Source organism: Campylobacter showae CSUNSWCD (assembly GCF_000313615.1).
Taxonomy (GTDB): Bacteria; Campylobacterota; Campylobacteria; order Campylobacterales; family Campylobacteraceae; genus Campylobacter_A; species Campylobacter_A showae_A.
The window spans coordinates 95,627-111,827 of sequence record NZ_AMZQ01000008.1 but is presented as its reverse complement, the minus strand read 5'-3'; the positions used below and the strand labels follow the sequence as shown (position 1 = coordinate 111,827).

Below are 16,201 nucleotides of genomic sequence, written 5' to 3'. Positions count from 1 at the left end.
GATGAAATTTAACGAAAATTTGGCAAATTTAGTGAGCTACGAGGCGGGCAAGCCTATCGAGCTAGTCGTGCGCGAATACGGCATCGACGCCAAAGACGTCATCAAGCTAGCCAGCAACGAAAACCCGTACGGTACGAGCCCTGCGGTAGTAAAAGCAGTAGGCGAGATAGCAAATAAAATGCATCTTTATCCCGACGACAGCTACTTCGAGCTAAAGGCTGCGCTAGCTAGTAAATTTTGCGTTAGCGAAAAATCTATCGTAATAGGCTCCGGAAGCGATCAGATAATAGAATTTGCCGTGCACGCAAAGGCGAACGCAAAGAGGGGAATTTTAACCACGGGCATAACCTTTGCTATGTATGAAATTTACGCCAAAGCAGCGGGTGCGAAGGTCTTTAAAACCCAGAGTAAAGAGCATGATCTGGGCGAGTTTTTGCAAATTTACAAGGCTAAAAAAGACGAGATCGGCATTATATTTTTGTGTGTGCCCAATAACCCTCTAGGAGGCTGCCTGGATGCCGAGGAAATTTATAAATTTTTAGAGCAAATCGATGCCGATACGCTCGTGGTTATCGACGGCGCATATCAAGAGTTTGCTAAATTTAAAGACGCAAAAAAAGAGATAAAGCCGCGTGAGCTCATAGCTAAATTTCCAAACGCGGTATATCTGGGCACGTTTTCTAAGGCTTACGGTCTAGGCGGTATGCGCGTAGGATACGGCCTCGGCGAAGAAAGCGTGATGAGCGAGATAGGAAAACTAAGGGCGCCGTTTAATATAACGACGCTTAGCCTAAAAGCGGCCATAGAAGCGCTAAAGGACGAAGAATTCGTAAAAATGACGCTTGAGACGAACTTTGAGGAGATGAAAAAATACGAAAATTTTGCCGACCTCCACGGTATAAAGCGTTTGCCTAGCTTTACGAATTTTATCGTTTTTGAATTCGAGCGTCAAAACGCGAGCGAGCTTGCTCAAAATCTGTTAAAAAAAGGTATAATTTTACGTGACCTAAAAGGTTACGGATTAAACGCGATTCGCATAACTATCGGGAAACCAAATCAAAACGACGTAGTTTTAAAACAAATCGAGGGAAATTTAAAGTAAATGGATTTCAAAACCGCAATTCAACAAATCGGACAGGTCTATCACAACCTCTCGTTAAGACAGCGTCTAGTCGCTGCGGGCTCGGTTGTGTTAGTGGTTGGATTTTTAGTGTTTTTGAGCATTTATAAAAGCTCAAATGAAGGTTACGACGGCTATAGCGTACTTTTTGAAGATACATCTGCCGCAGACTCTGCGCTAATAATCCAGCAGCTTGAAAAAGATAAGGTAAAGTATAAAATTTTAAACGAGGGCACGATTTTAGTGCCAAACTCGGACGTTTACCGCGAGAGGATTTCGATCGCGTCGCTTGGGATTTTAAAGGACGGTAAGGTCGGATTTGAGATTTTCGATAAGCAAGAATTTGGCGCGACTGATGCCGAGCAAAAGGTTAAATTTCAACGTGCTCTAGAGGGCGAGCTGGCTCGTACGATAGAAAGCTTGGCGCCGATAAATAAAGCTATCGTGCGTATCGCGATACCCAAAGAAACGCTTTTTACCGAGCGTGCCACGCCGCCAAGTGCGTCTATCGTGTTAAATTTAAAAGACGGGCAGAGCTTAAATTTAAAACAAATCACGGGCATTAAAAATTTAGTCGCCGCAGCGGTGGCAAATTTAAAACCCGAGCAAGTAAAAATCGTAAGTCAAGACGGAGTGCCGCTTGGCGAGGAGGACGGCGAATACGATAGCGATCAGATCACGCAACAAATCCGCTACAAACGCGACGCCGAGCACAATCTTGAAGAAAAAATCATAAACGTCCTATCGCCTATCGTGGGCGGCTCGGATAAGGTCGTAGCCAAAGTAACGATAGACTTTGACTTTGCTAGAAAAGATAGCCAAAGCGAGACCTTTGATCCAAACTCTGTAGCTAGAAGCGAACAAAATGTCGAAGAAAAACGCCAAGGCAGCAAAGAAGCTGAAGTACAAGGCGTGCCTGGGGCCGTGAGCAATATCGGTCCGGTAGAAGGTCTTCAAGACGGTAAAATGAAAGAGTTATACTCAAAAAGCTCATCTACAACAAACTATGAAATCTCAAAAAAAGTCGAGCGCGTCAAGGATCAGTTTGCTAAGATAAACCGCCTAAGCGCCGCTGTCGTCGTGGATGGAAAATACGAAAATAAAAAAGACGAAAAAGGAAATCCAACTAGCGAAATAGCCTACGTACCGCTTGATAAAGAGCAGCTAACGCGTATAGACGCTCTTATTCGCCAGTCTATTGGCTTTGATCAAAACAGAGGCGACGAGGTTACTGTTAGTAACTTTGAGTTTCAGCGTCAAGACGGACAGACGCCGGCTAGCAAAGTTCAGTCCTTTTTCGAGCTTTACATAGTGCCGTTTTTACCTATTATCAAGTATCTTTTTGCGGCCGTTTTACTGTATGTATTCTATAAAAAGGTTATTGCTCCATTTATGGCTAAAATGCTTGAGGACGTAAAAGAAGAAGAGCTTGATTTGTCGGAAAACGAAGTTCAGCTAGAGGATAGCGAAGATACGTTAGAGAAGTTTCAAGCGGCTAGGAAAAAAGTTGAGGAGCAGCTTGGTATCGGCGATAACTTTAATGAGGACGACTTGCGCTATGACGTATTGCTAGAAAAAATGAAACTAATCGTTCAAGATCGCAGCGAAGAAATAGCCGTATTGCTCCAAGATATGATAAAAAACGACTTGGATTTTAGCAACCGTAAGGACTTTTAATGGCAACAAAGCTAAATGAACAACAAAAGATGATTTATGACGACCTTTCGATGCCCGAAAAGGTCGCTATTTTGCTTATTCAGTTGGGCGAGGACGCCACGACTTTGCTATTTTCGCATATGGAGGTTGACGTTATAACAGAAATTTCGCGCTATATAGCTACAGCAAAGAGTACGGATAAAGGCGTAGCAGCCGCTGTTTTAGAAGAATTTTACGCTCTCATGCAGTCAAATCAGTACATGAGAAGCGGCGGCTTAGAGTACGCGAAAGAAATTTTATATCGCACTTTCGGCCCGGAAGCTGCGCAAAAGATACTCGACAAGCTCGCAAAAAGCATGGAAAACACAAAGAGCTTCGGTTATCTTTCCAAGGTAAAGCCTCAACAGCTTGCGGACTTTATCGTTAACGAACATCCGCAGACTATCGCGCTTATTTTGGCGCATATGGATTCAACCAGCGCGGCCGAGACGCTTTCGTTTTTTAATAACGAGCTTAGAAGCGAGGTCGTTGTGAGAATGGCAAATTTGGGCGACATTAGCCCGTCTATAATCAAACGCGTTTCAACGGTGCTAGAAGGCAAACTAGAGAGCCTCACGTCCTACAAGGTCGAAGTCGGCGGACCAAGGGCTGTGGCGGAGGTGTTAAACCGCCTCGGCCAAAAGGCGTCCAAAGCTACGATCGAATATATCGAGGACGTCGACGACAAGCTCGCTACGACAATCAAAGAGCTTATGTTTACCTTTGAGGATATTAACACCCTCAATCAAGCAGCTATCCGCGAAATACTTAAAAACGTCGATAAAAAAGACCTCATGGTCGCACTAAAAGGCAGCGGCGACGCTCTCAAGGAGAAATTCCTCTCTAGTATGTCTCAGCGCGCCAGCGACTCGTTTAAAGAAGAAATGCAGTTTTTGGGAGCGGTGCGCGTAAAAGACGTCGAAGAGGCACAGCGCCGCATAGTAGAGCAGGTTCAGGCCCTAGCCGAAAGCGGGGCGTTCCAAATAGGCGAAAGCGATGAGATGATAGAATGAAAAGTAGTGTAATAACAAATGAGCGCTCAAAAGAGCACTTTGTAGAAAACTATCGGTTTAAAATTTTAGGCCAGGAAAAAAGAAGCGAGGATACACACTCGGCCCACGAAAGCGAATCTGGCCGCGCGACCGAGCATAACGACCGAGCTTTAAACGGCGAGCAAGAGAGTTCAAATTTAATCGAAGCAAAAGAGCAGGGCTCGTATTTTAGGCCAGAATCAAACTTCATCGAGGAGCTACTAAAACGCACCGACGAGATGAGCGGCAGTATGATAAAGCTGCAAATGCAAATCGAAAACCAAGAAAACGAATTTGCTAAACGCCTAGAGAGCGAGATCCAGCGCGCTAAAGAGGACGGCATAAAGCAGGGCAGAGACGAGGCGGCGGCTAAATTTGACGAGGAGTTAAGAGCGCTTGAGAGCAGGTATCTCGGATCTATAAATAAGCTAGAGGAGCAGGCGGCTAAATTTGAAAGCCTCATCGCATCTAGCGAAGCGCAGCTGCCCGCTACCGCAGTTGATATAGCCAAAGAGGTCGTAAAAAAAGAGATTTCATTAAATTCGGCAAACATCGCCGCAGCTATCTGTAAGGAGCTTTTTAGCGAGATAAAAGACGCTAAAGAGGTGCAGGTCAAAGTAAATCCGAAAGATTACGAGTTTATCAAAGAAAATTTCTCCGGTCAAAACGTCAAAATCTCCGCCGATGAAGCCATTAGCGCGGGCGGAGCGATCGTGCTTAGCGACGCGGGTAACCTCGAGGGCACGATCGAAGCCAGACTAGAAAAAATCAAAAAGATAATAGGACAATGATAGACGTAAAATCTATGAATATGGAGGAGCTTGAAGCGCTTTGCGGAAAGCTCCGTGATAAAATTTTACAAACCGTCAGCGCAAACGGCGGGCATCTGAGCTCGAACATCGGCGCAGTCGAGCTTATCGTCGCGATGCATTATGTTTTCGACGCCGCAAAAGATCCGTTTATATTTGACGTTAGCCACCAAAGCTACGCTCATAAGCTAATCACGGGGCGCTGGGATAAATTTGACACTCTTAGAAAATTTGGCGGTATCAGCGGCTACACCAAGCCTTCTGAGAGTAAATACGACTACTTTATCGCAGGTCACAGCTCCACCTCGATCTCGCTAGCAGTCGGCGCATCAAAGGCGATAAAGCTAAAAGGCGAGGATCGCATCCCCGTGGCCTTTATCGGCGACGGCTCGATGAGCGCGGGTATCGCGTACGAGGCGCTAAACGAGCTCGGCGACATCAAAAACCCATGCGTCATCGTCCTAAACGACAACGAGATGAGCATCAGCAAGCCCATCGGCGCCTTTAGCAACTACCTCTCGCAGATGATGGCCGGGCCGCTGTATCAAAAGTTTAAAAGTCGCGTAGAGCGATTTTTGAGCTATATGCCAGACGGCGCCGCATACATGGCGCGCAGGATGGAGGAGGGCATTAGGATCTTTACGCCCGGGATGTTTTTCGAGGAGCTGGGGCTTGAGTATATCGGTCCCGTAAACGGTCACGACGTGAAGGCGCTTATTGAGGCGTTTAACGTCGCAAAAGGCATGAAAAAGCCCGTTGTCGTGCACGCGCAGACGCTAAAAGGCAAGGGCTACGAAAAGGCCGAGGGGCATCTAGCTAGCTGGCACGGCGTGAGCCCGTTTGATCTTCAAAGCGGCGAAGCTATCAAAAAATCAGCCGCCAAATCTGCCACCGCGCTCTTTGCGGAAAATTTGACCGAGCTAGCTAGCGAGCATAAAAATATCGTCGGAGTCACCGCCGCGATGCCTACCGGCACTGGCATAGACGCTCTTATGGAGAGGTTTCCCGATAGATTTTGGGATGTAGCGATCGCCGAGCAGCATGCCGTTGCCTCGATGGCAGCGATGGCGAAGGAGGGCTTTAAGCCATTTATTGCGATTTATTCGACTTTTTTGCAGCGGGCATTTGATCAGGTCGTGCACGACTGTGCGATCATGAACTTAAGCGTCGTCTTTGCGATGGACCGCGCGGGCATCGTCGGCGAGGACGGCGAGACGCATCAGGGCGCATTTGACGTTAGTTATCTAAATTTGATCCCGAATTTGACGATTTTCGCGCCTCGCTGTGCCGATAGTTTTAGGCTCGCGATGCGCTACGCATATGCTCACGAGGGGCCTTGCGCTTTTCGTTATCCGCGCGGAGCTTTTTCGCTGGCGCAGGGCGAATTTGAGGCGCGAGAGCTAAAGCTCGGCAAGGGCGAAGTTTTAGTCGAAGGCAGCGGCGAAGCGGCCTTTATCGCTTACGGCAACGCCGCGGGCAAGGCAAATGCCGCGCGCAAAATTTTACTCGAAAAAACGAACGGCAAATTTGACCCGAGCCTCGTTGATCTAGTGTTTGTTAAGCCGCTTGACGGCGAACTCTTACAAGAGCTCGCGCGCAGGCATAAGATTTGGTACGTCTTTTCCTATACCGCAAAAAAGGGCGGCGTAGGCGAGATTTTGGCTGCGTTTTTGCAGGAGCGGCGCATTTTTGACGTGCGCATCGTCAGCTTTGAGTTTGACGACGCGTTTATCCCGCACGGCGCTACGGCCGACGTCGAAAAGGCTCTTGGTATCGATACGGCAAGCATTTGCGAGAAAATTTTATCCGAAATGGCGGATTAAATTTGAGCTGAAGCGTTTTCGCGCTTCGGTTTTGCGAGTTTGGGCGAGCGTATTTGGACGGAAAAGGCGAAAAATTTGAGCAAAACAAACTTTTTTATGCTCGGTCTCGCCGCTCTTACTTTGATTTACCGCGCCTTAAACGGTACGGGTAAATTTGCACGCATCAAGCCGGTTTTATTGATTTTTATCTTCGTTTATCTTTTTTGCGGACTGGCTTGCGAGCGAATTTTGGGTTAAATTTGAGCCTCGATAGGCTTTGTGCTAAGGTTTGTTTTGCTCGCTGTGCCCTAGGATAAAAATCGCTAAGAAACATTACAGACTTTCGTTTTTACCGTCTATAAAACGCTTAAATTTGGCGCCGATGCTTGATTGGGTGCGGATTTTATCAAAAAGGTAAAATTTAAGTAGATTTTTGCTCGTAAATTTGGTCGTACGGCAAGGTATAGAAGCTTGTTTAAATTTAAAATCGTAATTAGCGAAAACTCAAAAATGCGAATTATTTTTACGCCTTTGCTTCAAAAACGTAGCCTTATCTAAAATGCTGCGATACCGCCGCAACCGACAAAAAATAAATTTTACGGTAGTGATGATAAGCGGTGGTTGCTTGCAACAATTGATGGCAAAATTTAAGTCGTGTTAAAAGTCGGCTTTTTATTTAAATTCGGCGAGCAAACTGTCAAATTTAAATCGCATTCAAATTTAAGCCTAAAGGTCTAAAATTTGCCTTGAGTATAGCGCTTAAACTCGCAAAAAGCATAAATTTGACTACAAATGACACAAATTTTAGTAAATAATAATTTATATTACCAACTATAAAGAAGTTTTAAATAAAATTTTTGTATATTTAGCAAAAAATATCGGGAAAAAATATGAACTATATGGAACTTCTCAAAAATCACGGCCTCAAAGCCACCCCGCAGCGCCTCAGCGTGCTCAAGATCCTCGACCGTCACACGCACCCGACGATCGATGAGCTTTACGAAGAGATCTGTGCCGAAAACCCGTCCGTATCGCTCGCGACGGTGTATAAAAACCTAAATATGCTCAAAGACGAGGGGCTCGTCGTCGAGGTAAATATGCCGAACCAAAAGGCGCGCTACGACATCTTTAGCTACCCGCACATCCACGTCGTATGCGAGAGCTGTGGGCACGTCGAGGACTATAATTTCTGCGAGGCGCTGAGTGAGTACAAGGAAAGCTTGGAGAGAAAGCTCGGAAATTTCATCGAAAAGATGAATGTGCTCGTAACCGTAAAAGACTGTAAAAACTGCCGTCATTAGGCTCTTAGCTCGCTTTTTTTGGCAAGCCAAAATTTTCTCTCGTTTGTAGCTTTATAATGAATTAAATTCGGGCTTATGCTAATAAAATTTGCAACTATTTTTGATCCTGTAAGCGAGCTTTTATCAAGAATAAATTATACTCACAAGAGCTTTGGTAGCGCCAAAACAGCGATATTTTGCATCTTAACCTGCTTAAATTTATACTTAACCTCACTCCGCGACGCGATTTACCCAGATCAAAAACTCATCGCTCGGGTTCTCGTCGTCCAAATGCGCGGGAGTGACTAGCTCAAGCGCGGTCTGCGGGATCGTCGTTTTGAACGTCTGTGTTACCCACTGCTGAAATTTTAGGTTTGGATGCACGATAAAGTCGTCCTCCTCGCTGTTTGGCGGCGCGCTAAAATCCTCATCCCAGCAGATCTCATCGTATCCGATCGCAAGCAGCCGTAAAAAATCTAATCCGCTATGAGCCAAAACGCAGGTCATCGTCGAGCCCGAACCCGAGCCCATATGCACGATCTTCGTCTCGCCCGCATCGTCCAGCCACAGCGCACACATCGAGCCCTCTGAGCCGCTGCCTGCGAACACGCAAAGCCGCTGCTTGATCTCTGCGGCAAGCTCGCGATCCTCGCCGTAAAACCAATACCTTAGCTCCTCGTCGCGATTTTTCGGCTCATCCGTGAAAAAGACGATGTCTGTGCCGCCCTCGCGCTCATCGTCGCTCCAGTTCTGCCGTAGCCGATCCTGCGGGTAGAGATAGCCGCGTCTGCGCCCGCCTACGTCGTCATAAAAGCCGTTTGCTTCGATCCACGCATAAAGCGCCTCTATCTCGCTTGGTACTTGCATGCCCTGCGGTAGCGCCTCGCACAGCTGCGCTAACAATAAATTTTCCACGATCGCTCCTTTTGCTAAATTTGTCACTCGAATTTTACTGCGTTTTGGCTAAATTTACGGATATTTTGTCTGATATTTGCGGCGTTTTGCGCGCCCCGCCGCCGCAAGCGCAAATCGGGTTCTTTAAATTTAGCCTTTTGCTTGTGATATACGAGCCGCAGAAATGAGTGTATTTTGACTACTGGAAATGCGTCAAATTTCACGATCTAATTTTCACTACTTTAAGGCCTCTTGGAAATTTTCTGTTCGCGCTTCGGATACGCAGACGATACCGTCATCAAATTTGATTTTCACGTCGCTAAAATTTAAATTTGCAACTTTCGCCGCCACAAGCCCCGTGCAATCGGCTCCGTGATAGCAGTGCACTAGCACGGCGCCCTCCTTTTGGCGCTCGCGAATGGTGCGCAAGACGTCCGCTATCTGCGCGGGCTTACTCTTGGCTTTGAAGCGGCTTATTCGCGAGCCAAAATTTATCCCAAACGCCCTTCTGTCGCCGCCTCTGCTAAAATGGCGCAGATTTACGATGCTTTTGATGCCTAGCTCGTGCAGCTTTGCGGCGTCGCTCCCGTCAAGCTGAGCGCTGCGAAACAGCAGCTCGTCCACGCGGTAGAAATTTTTCGCTTCGTCGATGAGGGTTGCTTTTTGCGATGAGTTCGAGTTTGTGTCGCGTGCTGCGGTATCTGCATTTTTAAAATGCGTGTTTTGAAATTTGGCGTCTTTTGCGTCCGCGAGATTTTGCTCCGCGCCGCTCGTTTTTCTAAAATTTATGGAATTCGCTTCTATCGCGAGCTCGGCGTTTACGCCGGTCGCAAAGAAAAAAGTGGCAGCTAACGCAAGGGTTTTAAATTTCAAATTTCATCCTTTAAATTTGGCTAAATTTTATGATTTTTGTAAAATTTGACGCTTGGCGGCCAAAATATAAAACGCGAGCGCGTCTAAATTTAACGCAAAATTTGAGCGTCAAATCCACCCAAATCGTCGTCAAATTTTGCCGCGAGCCCGTAAGCCGCGCCGTTAAAATTAAAATTTCGTTTTAAAATTTCCCCGTTCCCGCCCTGGGTATCGCTAGATCAGTACGCGGAAGTTACATTGCGTAGTTACATTGCCCTTGTAAATTTACTGAAAATAAATCGTAAAAGGGGTGCGCCGTTTCCGCGAGCGCTGCCATAAATTTTGTACTCGCCTCTTGCGATACTTACCCGAAATTTTTCTAAATTTTACGCTTTTAGCTTTCGATCAGCTCGGTCTGCCAGTTCGCGCCTTGTAGCGTCGTATCAAGCTGTCTGATCTGCTTTGCTAGCTCATCAACCTGCTTTTGCAGCGCCGCGACGTCGACCGTACTTAAAATTTTAATCTCGCTACGCGAATAAATTTCCACTTTTTGCGCGGCAGCTTGCGCGAAAGCCCGCAGCGCGCCCGCTTTTAGCGTGAGTACGTCGCGTTTGGCGATTAGCTCGGTTAGGCTCTTGCCGTCCGCTTTTGCGGTGCAGTTGGTTAAATTTATCCGAACGATTAGTTGCTCAAGCTCGCTTGTGAGCGCGTCTAGCTCGGCTAGTAGCGCCTTTGGCTCCTCGCTAGGTTTCTCGCCCTCTTGCACCTTCGCGTTGTCCGCAAGCCTTGATTTTAGCTGCTCGATGCGTTTTTGTATGTCGGCGCGCAGTATCAGCGCCTCGGCTAGTTTCATTTTCGTCCTTTTAAATTTATTTTCCACCGCCAAGCTGCCGATCTTGTCCGTAGCGCGGCGAATACGGGCCGTAAAGCAAGCAGTCTCGGCAATCGGTGCTAAACAAAATTGCGTCCGCACGCGCCGAGAGATCAAAGCTCGCGTCCGAGACCGAGTCGGCGATCTGTTTAACTAGCGCGGAGACTAGCATGCCGATGAGGTTGCCGCCACCGTCGCCCGAGTCGTTTGCCGCGGTGGCGCTCTTTTGCCAGAGTACGGCGCCGGTGTTTAGATCGACTAGAGTCGCCGCTACGCTCACGCGTGTGACGCTGCTAATGAGCATATACGAGGTGCCGTAGTCCGCGACGTTTAGATACAGCGCGACATCGGCACCAAATATCTGCTTTAGCTTGTACGTGGAGACTTGTGCGATCTCCGCCGCGTCGTAGATGCCGTTGTTTTTGAAGGTCTCGTTTACGAGCGCTGGCGAAAATACGTAATATCCCGCCTCGCTAAGCGGATAGAGAGCATTTGCCAGCACCGCCGCGGAGGCCTTTATCTCAGACGAGTCGCTGGTTGGCATCACGACTACGATCGAGCGAGGCTTGGTCTGCAAAAACGCCGAGTAGTCGTAAATTTGAGGCTGCGAACCGGCGCACGCGCCCAGAAACAGCACCGCAAACGCGCCAAGGAGCGCCGATTTTATTTTATTTTTCATTTTGGCTTCCTTTTGCGGTTTTGCTCGTTTTGGCAGGCTTTGTTTGCTTGTTTTTCAAATTTTGCTTGCTCGTTTGCTCGCTTAAATTTGAGCTTCTGTCGTTTAAATTTGACTCGTTCGCGACCGCTTTTTCCTGCGACTTCGAGCCTAAATTTGCCGCAGTTTTGCCCGTTGCGCCAGCCGTTTTACCGTTTTGGTTTAGCAAAAACATCGCGTAGTCGCGCGACTCAGGATAGAGCTCGGCTTCTTTTTCGATGTAGGCTTTAAATTTCGCCCCGTTTCCTTGCGAGAGATAGAGCAAGCCTAGATGCGCGTATAGTCCGGGAGGGACCTTGACGGCTCTTTGATAGGCTTTTTGCAGGCTCTCCTCGAGTGCGGCGATCTGCGCGCCTGCGTCGCCCTCTTCGCTTAGATACTCGTAGACCGAGCCCGTGTATGCGCCGTCCCAGTAGTATAGCTGCCTAGGCGAGTCGTCCGCGCAGCCCGAGAGTAGTAGGACGGCGGCGGAGGCGAGCGCGAAATTTGCTAGAGTTTTAAAGCGCAAAATTTATCCTTATTTCGCGTTAAAAGCGCCGCTTTCAAGCCCGCGCGTTAGGTTGTTTACGGCCTCGATGATGGCTAGGCTTAGTACCTTGCCGTTTAGCGTAGAATCATAACCCGCGCTTCCGCCAAAGCCCAGCACTTCGCGGTTTGAGAGCTCGTACTCGCCCGCGCCCTGGGTGGAGTAGATCACCTCGGAGTTTTTCACGTCTACGACGTTAAGGTTTACCTTCGCGTAGGCGGTTTGGGTTTTGCCTTTACCAAGGATGCCAAAAAGCTGGTGATCGCCAGTCGTTTTGCGGCCAAACTCCGTCACATCGCCCGTGATGACGTATCTTGCGCCCTTGATATTTTGCGCCTCTTTGTTTAGCGCGCTTTCTTCTTTGATGGCGCGCATGTTGCTGCGGTCAAGCACCGAAAAGCGCCCGCTTTGTTGTAAATTTGAGATTAGGATGGTTTGGGCTTGGTTGCCTAGTCTGTCCTCGCCGTCTGAAAATACGCCGTTTTGGTATGAGGACTGGTTGCTAAAGCGGCCGATCGAGACGGCGATCTTTTGTCCTTGATAGTTGGTGTTTAGGGTTTGAACTTTTGGCGTTTCGACCACGCGCGATCTCTCCGTTGCGCAGCCTGTTATTAGCATCGCGGCGCACGCGGCTAGTAAAAATTTTACATTCGTTTTCATATCGCTCCTTTAAATTTTGATTTGCGTTATTATCTTATCTGTTTTATGCTTAAAAATAGATACTGCAATCGCCCGTCCGTAAGATCTTTGCACAGCTAATCTCTACGTTAGCTAAAACGCTTTTTTAGATTGTTAAAAGCTAGTTCAAGCGCCTTTACTTCATGCCCAAGCTCTTCTATGACCTCTTTTCTAAGATCCAAGTTCTTGGCTATAAAATCAGAAAAATTTAGTGATAGAACAAAAACATCTTCGCTACTAAAGCGATATTCGATATCCTCAAACGTAAAAACTTTTGCCGAAAATTTAACGTTCGCCCAAGCTATCCTTTTCACTTTTAAAAATCCACTTTGAAGATAAACGGCTTTTGTCGTAATTAGGGCGTTTTTAAAGATGATAAGCGGCAACTCTATCGGTAGGTCGTTTCTTTTTAGTCCGAGTTTGTGTCGTTTTAAAAATTTATTCGCCGCCTCGAATAAGCTATAATGGCTATTGCGTTTGGTCTCGTTAAAATACGAAACGCAAGCGTAAAAGACTTCGAGCAATATGCCGCTTGACGAATCTTTATATAAAGTATCGTCGCCTTTAAGCGTAGTAAACGGCGTTACAATATCTTTTTCGGTTTCGCTAAACAGATAATCGGTCTTTAAATTTCTAAACGGAGCGTAAAATTCCTCATAAAAAATATTTAGAATTTGCGTAAAATCCTGAGTATTTAAGCCGAGTTTGGCGCACTCTTCTTCGTAATATTTTCTTTTTTTCTCATAAAGCTCTTTTTGCTCGTGGGTTTCATTTTTGTCTAGGCGCTTTTCTAGAATAGGAACCAGTTTTTCTTTCGCATTATCTACACTGTTCTCCCAGATGCCGCTCATTTGAAATATATCGTAAGGAAGCGTTAGGGCATTATAAGCGAGCCTAAGATTGCTTATAATTTCATAGTCGTCCTCGTCGTCTTCGTCATCCTCTTTTTTCTCAAAGCTGTTTTTGTATAGCTCTCCAAGCATAAAGCTGGCGATAAATTCGTCCCAGCCGTTAAATTCGCTAAGAATTTTTTCACCGTAGAAATTTACGATTTTTTCATATTTTTTTTGACTCAAATATAAATCTTCAAAGCCGATTATCGCCAATGCTATTATGGATGCGTAATCGTAAGCTCTTATGTTTTGTTTTTCGCAAACGGCGAGTATATCGCTCGTATCGGCGCAGAATTCGATAAATTTGCGTAAATTTTCATTTTTATAAAAATCCTCGGCGATTTGCATAAATTCGGCTTTTTTGTCGACAAAGTCATTTTCGCTAAAATCGTCTTTATCAAAGTATACGCCGAAATTTTTAAACTCTTTTTTTATCTCCTCTTCGGTTAAAATTTTATTAAACTCATCAAAGCTTAGCGTCTCAAGCTCCTCCTTTATCTTATATAAAAAGTTAAATAAAATGCATTCGTAAATATGCTTGTCCAGCTTTTTTATATAGTTCATAACATCTTCTTCTAAAACTACTTGGTAAGTTTCCCGCAGTGCGTTTGGGGATCTGTAAAAACTACTCTCGTAGTCCTCGGAAATACAAAAAAATCGCTCTTTTAACAGCTCCTTGCAAAAGAAAACGTTCTGCAAATCATACGCCTTAAGAGGAAAAGCGAAAATGTTGTTGGGGTTAAAAATCTTATTCATTCATTACTCCTTAAATTTATTTTAATAACTATTATTGCGCCGCGTTTGTGATTTATGACGATAGCGCAAAATAAATCAAACCGCGCTATAAGCCGTAAATCGCCGTTAAATTTGATATGCTTTGCGCTTGATTTAGCTTAAATTTGCCCGCGCAAGCCGTCTAAAATCAAATTTAACAAAAACGCTTCGCTTAAATTTGATTGCGTTATACTCTGCCGCCGAATTTTACTTGGAGCTTAAATTTGGCCCGCGTAAAATTTAGCTCGATATAACGCCGAATTTGCCGAATATGCCGCCGAGTAAAATTTAAAATCGGCGCCGCAGCAAGGTCTAATTTATCAAAATCGTCGTTTCGCGAAAGTCGAATTTGATCCAAAGCAAATCCGCAAACGGCGGAGTCGCTTACAAAATCTCCGCCTCTTTGCTTGCGTTTACCGAGCTTAGCGCGATGCGGTCGCCCGGTTTTAGCTCGCTTAGATTTACCGTTTTGCCGTCTTTTTGCACTCGGACGAAATTTGAAATCTGCGCGAAAAAGGACTCCTGCTGCGCGTATGCGGCGTGGGCGAGTTTTAGCGCGTTTTCAAATTTGAGCAGTTTAGTTTGCGCGGCGGCGTCTAAAGCCTGTCTTAAATTTAGCAAAATTTGCTCCTTGCGAGCGATTTTTTGCTCTAAACTCGCCTGAGAAAATCTCGCTCTCATCATCGCCAGAGCGTTAAATTTACGCTCCCAAACGCGCACAAAAGCCGCGTCCGCCGCCTCGCTTAGCCTATCTATGCTTTGCATTAGCTCGCCCGTATCCGGTAGCAGCGCAGCCATCGCCGCACTTGGAGTCGGGGCGCGAAAGTCCGCCGCAAAGTCGCTGATCACGTAATCAATCTCGTGTCCGACGGCCGAGATCACGGGCGTGCGCGCGGCGTAGATCTCACGGGCTAAATTTTCGTCGTTAAAGCACCACAGATCCTCTCTGCTGCCGCCTCCTCGCGCGAGCACGATCGCGTCAGCTCCGCTTGCGTCGGCTCTTTTTAGCGCGCGTATGAGCGAGGCGGGCGCAGTTTCGCCTTGCGTTAGCGAATCAAAGATTATGATTTCTACCAGCGCCCAGCGCTGCGAAGCGATACGCAGCATGTCTTGCAGTGCGGCTGAGGTTTTTGATGTTACGAGTGCGATCTTGCGCGGAAATTTGGGTAGCGGTTTTTTGCGCGAGATATCAAAAAGCCCTTCGCTCTCAAGCCGTGCTTTTAGCTGTTTAAACGCAAGCTCGAGCTCGCCCTCGCCGCTGGGGCGTATCAGGGTCGCGATAAACTGATAGCTGCCGCTTGGCGAGTAGAGCGAAATTTTGCCGTAGAGGGCGACTTTCATGCCGTCTGCGACGTCAAATTTGAGCTTAGCGGCGTTAAATTTATAAATGACGGCCGAGATCGCGGCCTTTTCGTCTTTTAGCGTGAAGTACCAGTGGCCAGAGCCGTGTTTGACGAGCCGCGAGATCTCGCCCTCTACCTCGACGTACGAAAATGTCGTCTCAAGTAGAGTTTTGGCTTGCTCGTTTAGCTCGCTGACGCTTAGCACTCACGGGCCTTTTGCGCTATGAAAAGAGTAGAAATATCCATAGAAAAGCTCTTGCAAAGGCGCATCTCAAAGCCTGCGCTAGCGAGTTCGTCCGCAAAGCTTTTGGCGTCTAAAAAGCCCTCTATCGAGCTTGGTAGGTACTCGTAGGCTTCCTGATTTTTGGAGATAAAGCCGCCGATTTTAGGCAAAATTTTACCTAGATAAAAGTCGCGAGCGCCCGTTAAAATCCCGCTTTTTTTGCGTTTGGTAAACTCAAGCACCACGACATACCCGCCCGTTTTTAGCACTCTGTTAAACTCTCTTAGTGCGGCTTCTCGCTCGACCACGTTTCTGATGCCGTAGCTGATGCTCAGCACGTCCACCGAGCCGCTATCAAGCGTCGTTTGAGTCGCTAGCGCCTCGATAAATTTAAACTCGGGAAATTTTTGTTTGGCGACCGCGAGCATGCCGCTTGAGGGATCGACGCCGATTAGATTTTCGATTTTTACGTTAAATTCGCCCGCCGTCTTTTGCCAAAAGCCCATCATGTCGCCCGTGCCACATGCGACGTCCGCGATATTTACGCTTGAGTCTTTGAAATTTGACAGAACCGTTTTGCACGCGATCTTGCGCCAGCTCACGTCCGCGCCCATGCTTAGCACGCGGTTTGCCAGATCGTAGGTGGGTGCGATGTCGTTAAACATCTGAACTATTTTTTCTTGTTTTTCCATTTT

Annotated in this window: 15 protein-coding genes; 6 read left to right on the top strand and 9 right to left on the bottom strand. The window is 46.8% G+C overall.

Annotated features, from left to right (window positions below; translation table 11 throughout):
• The first annotated feature begins 1 nt into the window (after position 1).
• The 6 genes from hisC to CSUNSWCD_RS06325 all read left to right on the top strand — a co-directional run bounded on the left by hisC (position 2) and on the right by CSUNSWCD_RS06325 (position 7,758).
• On the top strand, positions 2-1,102 hold the full coding sequence (gene hisC, locus CSUNSWCD_RS06355) for a histidinol-phosphate transaminase (RefSeq protein WP_009495043.1): 1,101 nt from the start codon (positions 2-4) through the stop codon (positions 1,100-1,102).
• Positions 1,103-2,797 (top strand): flagellar basal-body MS-ring/collar protein FliF, encoded by a 1,695-nt coding sequence (gene fliF / locus CSUNSWCD_RS06350; protein WP_009495042.1) that lies wholly within the window; start codon positions 1,103-1,105, stop codon positions 2,795-2,797. It begins immediately after the preceding gene.
• Complete coding sequence (gene fliG / locus CSUNSWCD_RS06345; protein ID WP_009495041.1) at positions 2,797-3,828, top strand: flagellar motor switch protein FliG; 1,032 nt, start codon at positions 2,797-2,799, stop codon at positions 3,826-3,828. Before fliF ends, fliG begins: the two co-directional genes overlap by 1 nt.
• Positions 3,825-4,637: a flagellar assembly protein FliH gene (gene fliH / locus CSUNSWCD_RS06340; protein ID WP_009495040.1), complete on the top strand. Its 813-nt coding sequence runs from the start codon at positions 3,825-3,827 to the stop codon at positions 4,635-4,637. Before fliG ends, fliH begins: the two co-directional genes overlap by 4 nt.
• On the top strand, positions 4,637-6,478 hold the full coding sequence (gene dxs / locus CSUNSWCD_RS06335; protein WP_208853716.1) for a 1-deoxy-D-xylulose-5-phosphate synthase: 1,842 nt from the start codon (positions 4,637-4,639) through the stop codon (positions 6,476-6,478). The genes fliH and dxs overlap by 1 nt, the downstream gene beginning before the upstream one ends.
• An 869-nt stretch (positions 6,479-7,347) precedes the next feature.
• Positions 7,348-7,758: a Fur family transcriptional regulator gene (locus tag CSUNSWCD_RS06325; protein ID WP_002952362.1), complete on the top strand. Its 411-nt coding sequence runs from the start codon at positions 7,348-7,350 to the stop codon at positions 7,756-7,758.
• Between the two features lie 210 nt (positions 7,759-7,968).
• Here CSUNSWCD_RS06325 and CSUNSWCD_RS06320 read toward each other — a convergent pair whose 3' ends face one another.
• The 9 genes from CSUNSWCD_RS06320 to ubiE all read right to left on the bottom strand — a co-directional run bounded on the left by CSUNSWCD_RS06320 (position 7,969) and on the right by ubiE (position 16,198).
• Positions 7,969-8,652, bottom strand: a complete 684-nt coding sequence (locus tag CSUNSWCD_RS06320; RefSeq protein ID WP_034964482.1) for a hypothetical protein — start codon at positions 8,650-8,652, stop codon at positions 7,969-7,971.
• A 216-nt stretch (positions 8,653-8,868) separates the two neighbouring features.
• A complete protein-coding gene (locus CSUNSWCD_RS06315) occupies positions 8,869-9,504 on the bottom strand; it encodes a tyrosine-protein phosphatase (protein ID WP_009495033.1) in 636 nt (211 codons plus the stop codon).
• Positions 9,505-9,877: 373 nt separating this feature from the next.
• Positions 9,878-10,336, bottom strand: coding sequence for a DIP1984 family protein (locus CSUNSWCD_RS06310; RefSeq protein ID WP_034964479.1), 459 nt, complete (start codon positions 10,334-10,336; stop codon positions 9,878-9,880).
• 16 nt (positions 10,337-10,352) lie between these two features.
• Positions 10,353-11,033 carry a DUF799 domain-containing protein gene (locus CSUNSWCD_RS06305; protein WP_009495031.1) on the bottom strand — a complete coding sequence of 227 codons (681 nt, stop codon included), beginning with the start codon at positions 11,031-11,033 and terminating at the stop codon, positions 10,353-10,355.
• The gene (locus CSUNSWCD_RS06300) at positions 11,023-11,577 is read right to left on the bottom strand and encodes a DUF4810 domain-containing protein (RefSeq protein WP_009495030.1); all 555 of its coding nucleotides are present in this window, start codon (positions 11,575-11,577) and stop codon (positions 11,023-11,025) included. Before CSUNSWCD_RS06300 ends, CSUNSWCD_RS06305 begins: the two co-directional genes overlap by 11 nt.
• A gap of 9 nt (positions 11,578-11,586) precedes the next feature.
• Entirely contained in the window at positions 11,587-12,255 is a 669-nt protein-coding gene (locus tag CSUNSWCD_RS06295) for a CsgG/HfaB family protein (protein ID WP_009495029.1), read from the bottom strand.
• A gap of 107 nt (positions 12,256-12,362) precedes the next feature.
• Positions 12,363-13,865 (bottom strand): DUF1266 domain-containing protein, encoded by a 1,503-nt coding sequence (locus CSUNSWCD_RS06290; protein ID WP_244263918.1) that lies wholly within the window; start codon positions 13,863-13,865, stop codon positions 12,363-12,365.
• Between the two features lie 459 nt (positions 13,866-14,324).
• Positions 14,325-15,488 (bottom strand): exodeoxyribonuclease VII large subunit, encoded by a 1,164-nt coding sequence (xseA, locus tag CSUNSWCD_RS06285; RefSeq protein ID WP_009495026.1) that lies wholly within the window; start codon positions 15,486-15,488, stop codon positions 14,325-14,327.
• A complete protein-coding gene (ubiE, locus tag CSUNSWCD_RS06280; protein WP_009495025.1) occupies positions 15,482-16,198 on the bottom strand; it encodes a bifunctional demethylmenaquinone methyltransferase/2-methoxy-6-polyprenyl-1,4-benzoquinol methylase UbiE in 717 nt (238 codons plus the stop codon). The genes xseA and ubiE overlap by 7 nt, the downstream gene beginning before the upstream one ends.
• Between the last annotated feature and the right edge of the window lie 3 nt (positions 16,199-16,201).

What these genes read in the sequence shown, in the direction of transcription:
- CSUNSWCD_RS06310 (WP_034964479.1), bottom strand. Translation starts at nt 10,336, where the DNA reads ATGAAACTAGCCGAGGCGCTGATACTGCGCGCCGACATACAAAAACGC.
- hisC (WP_009495043.1), top strand. Translation starts at nt 2, where the DNA reads ATGAAATTTAACGAAAATTTGGCAAATTTAGTGAGCTACGAGGCGGGC.
- fliH (WP_009495040.1), top strand. Translation starts at nt 3,825, where the DNA reads ATGAAAAGTAGTGTAATAACAAATGAGCGCTCAAAAGAGCACTTTGTA.
- fliF (WP_009495042.1), top strand. Translation starts at nt 1,103, where the DNA reads ATGGATTTCAAAACCGCAATTCAACAAATCGGACAGGTCTATCACAAC.
- CSUNSWCD_RS06295 (WP_009495029.1), bottom strand. Translation starts at nt 12,255, where the DNA reads ATGAAAACGAATGTAAAATTTTTACTAGCCGCGTGCGCCGCGATGCTA.
- CSUNSWCD_RS06325 (WP_002952362.1), top strand. Translation starts at nt 7,348, where the DNA reads ATGAACTATATGGAACTTCTCAAAAATCACGGCCTCAAAGCCACCCCG.
- CSUNSWCD_RS06305 (WP_009495031.1), bottom strand. Translation starts at nt 11,033, where the DNA reads ATGAAAAATAAAATAAAATCGGCGCTCCTTGGCGCGTTTGCGGTGCTG.
- ubiE (WP_009495025.1), bottom strand. Translation starts at nt 16,198, where the DNA reads ATGGAAAAACAAGAAAAAATAGTTCAGATGTTTAACGACATCGCACCC.
- fliG (WP_009495041.1), top strand. Translation starts at nt 2,797, where the DNA reads ATGGCAACAAAGCTAAATGAACAACAAAAGATGATTTATGACGACCTT.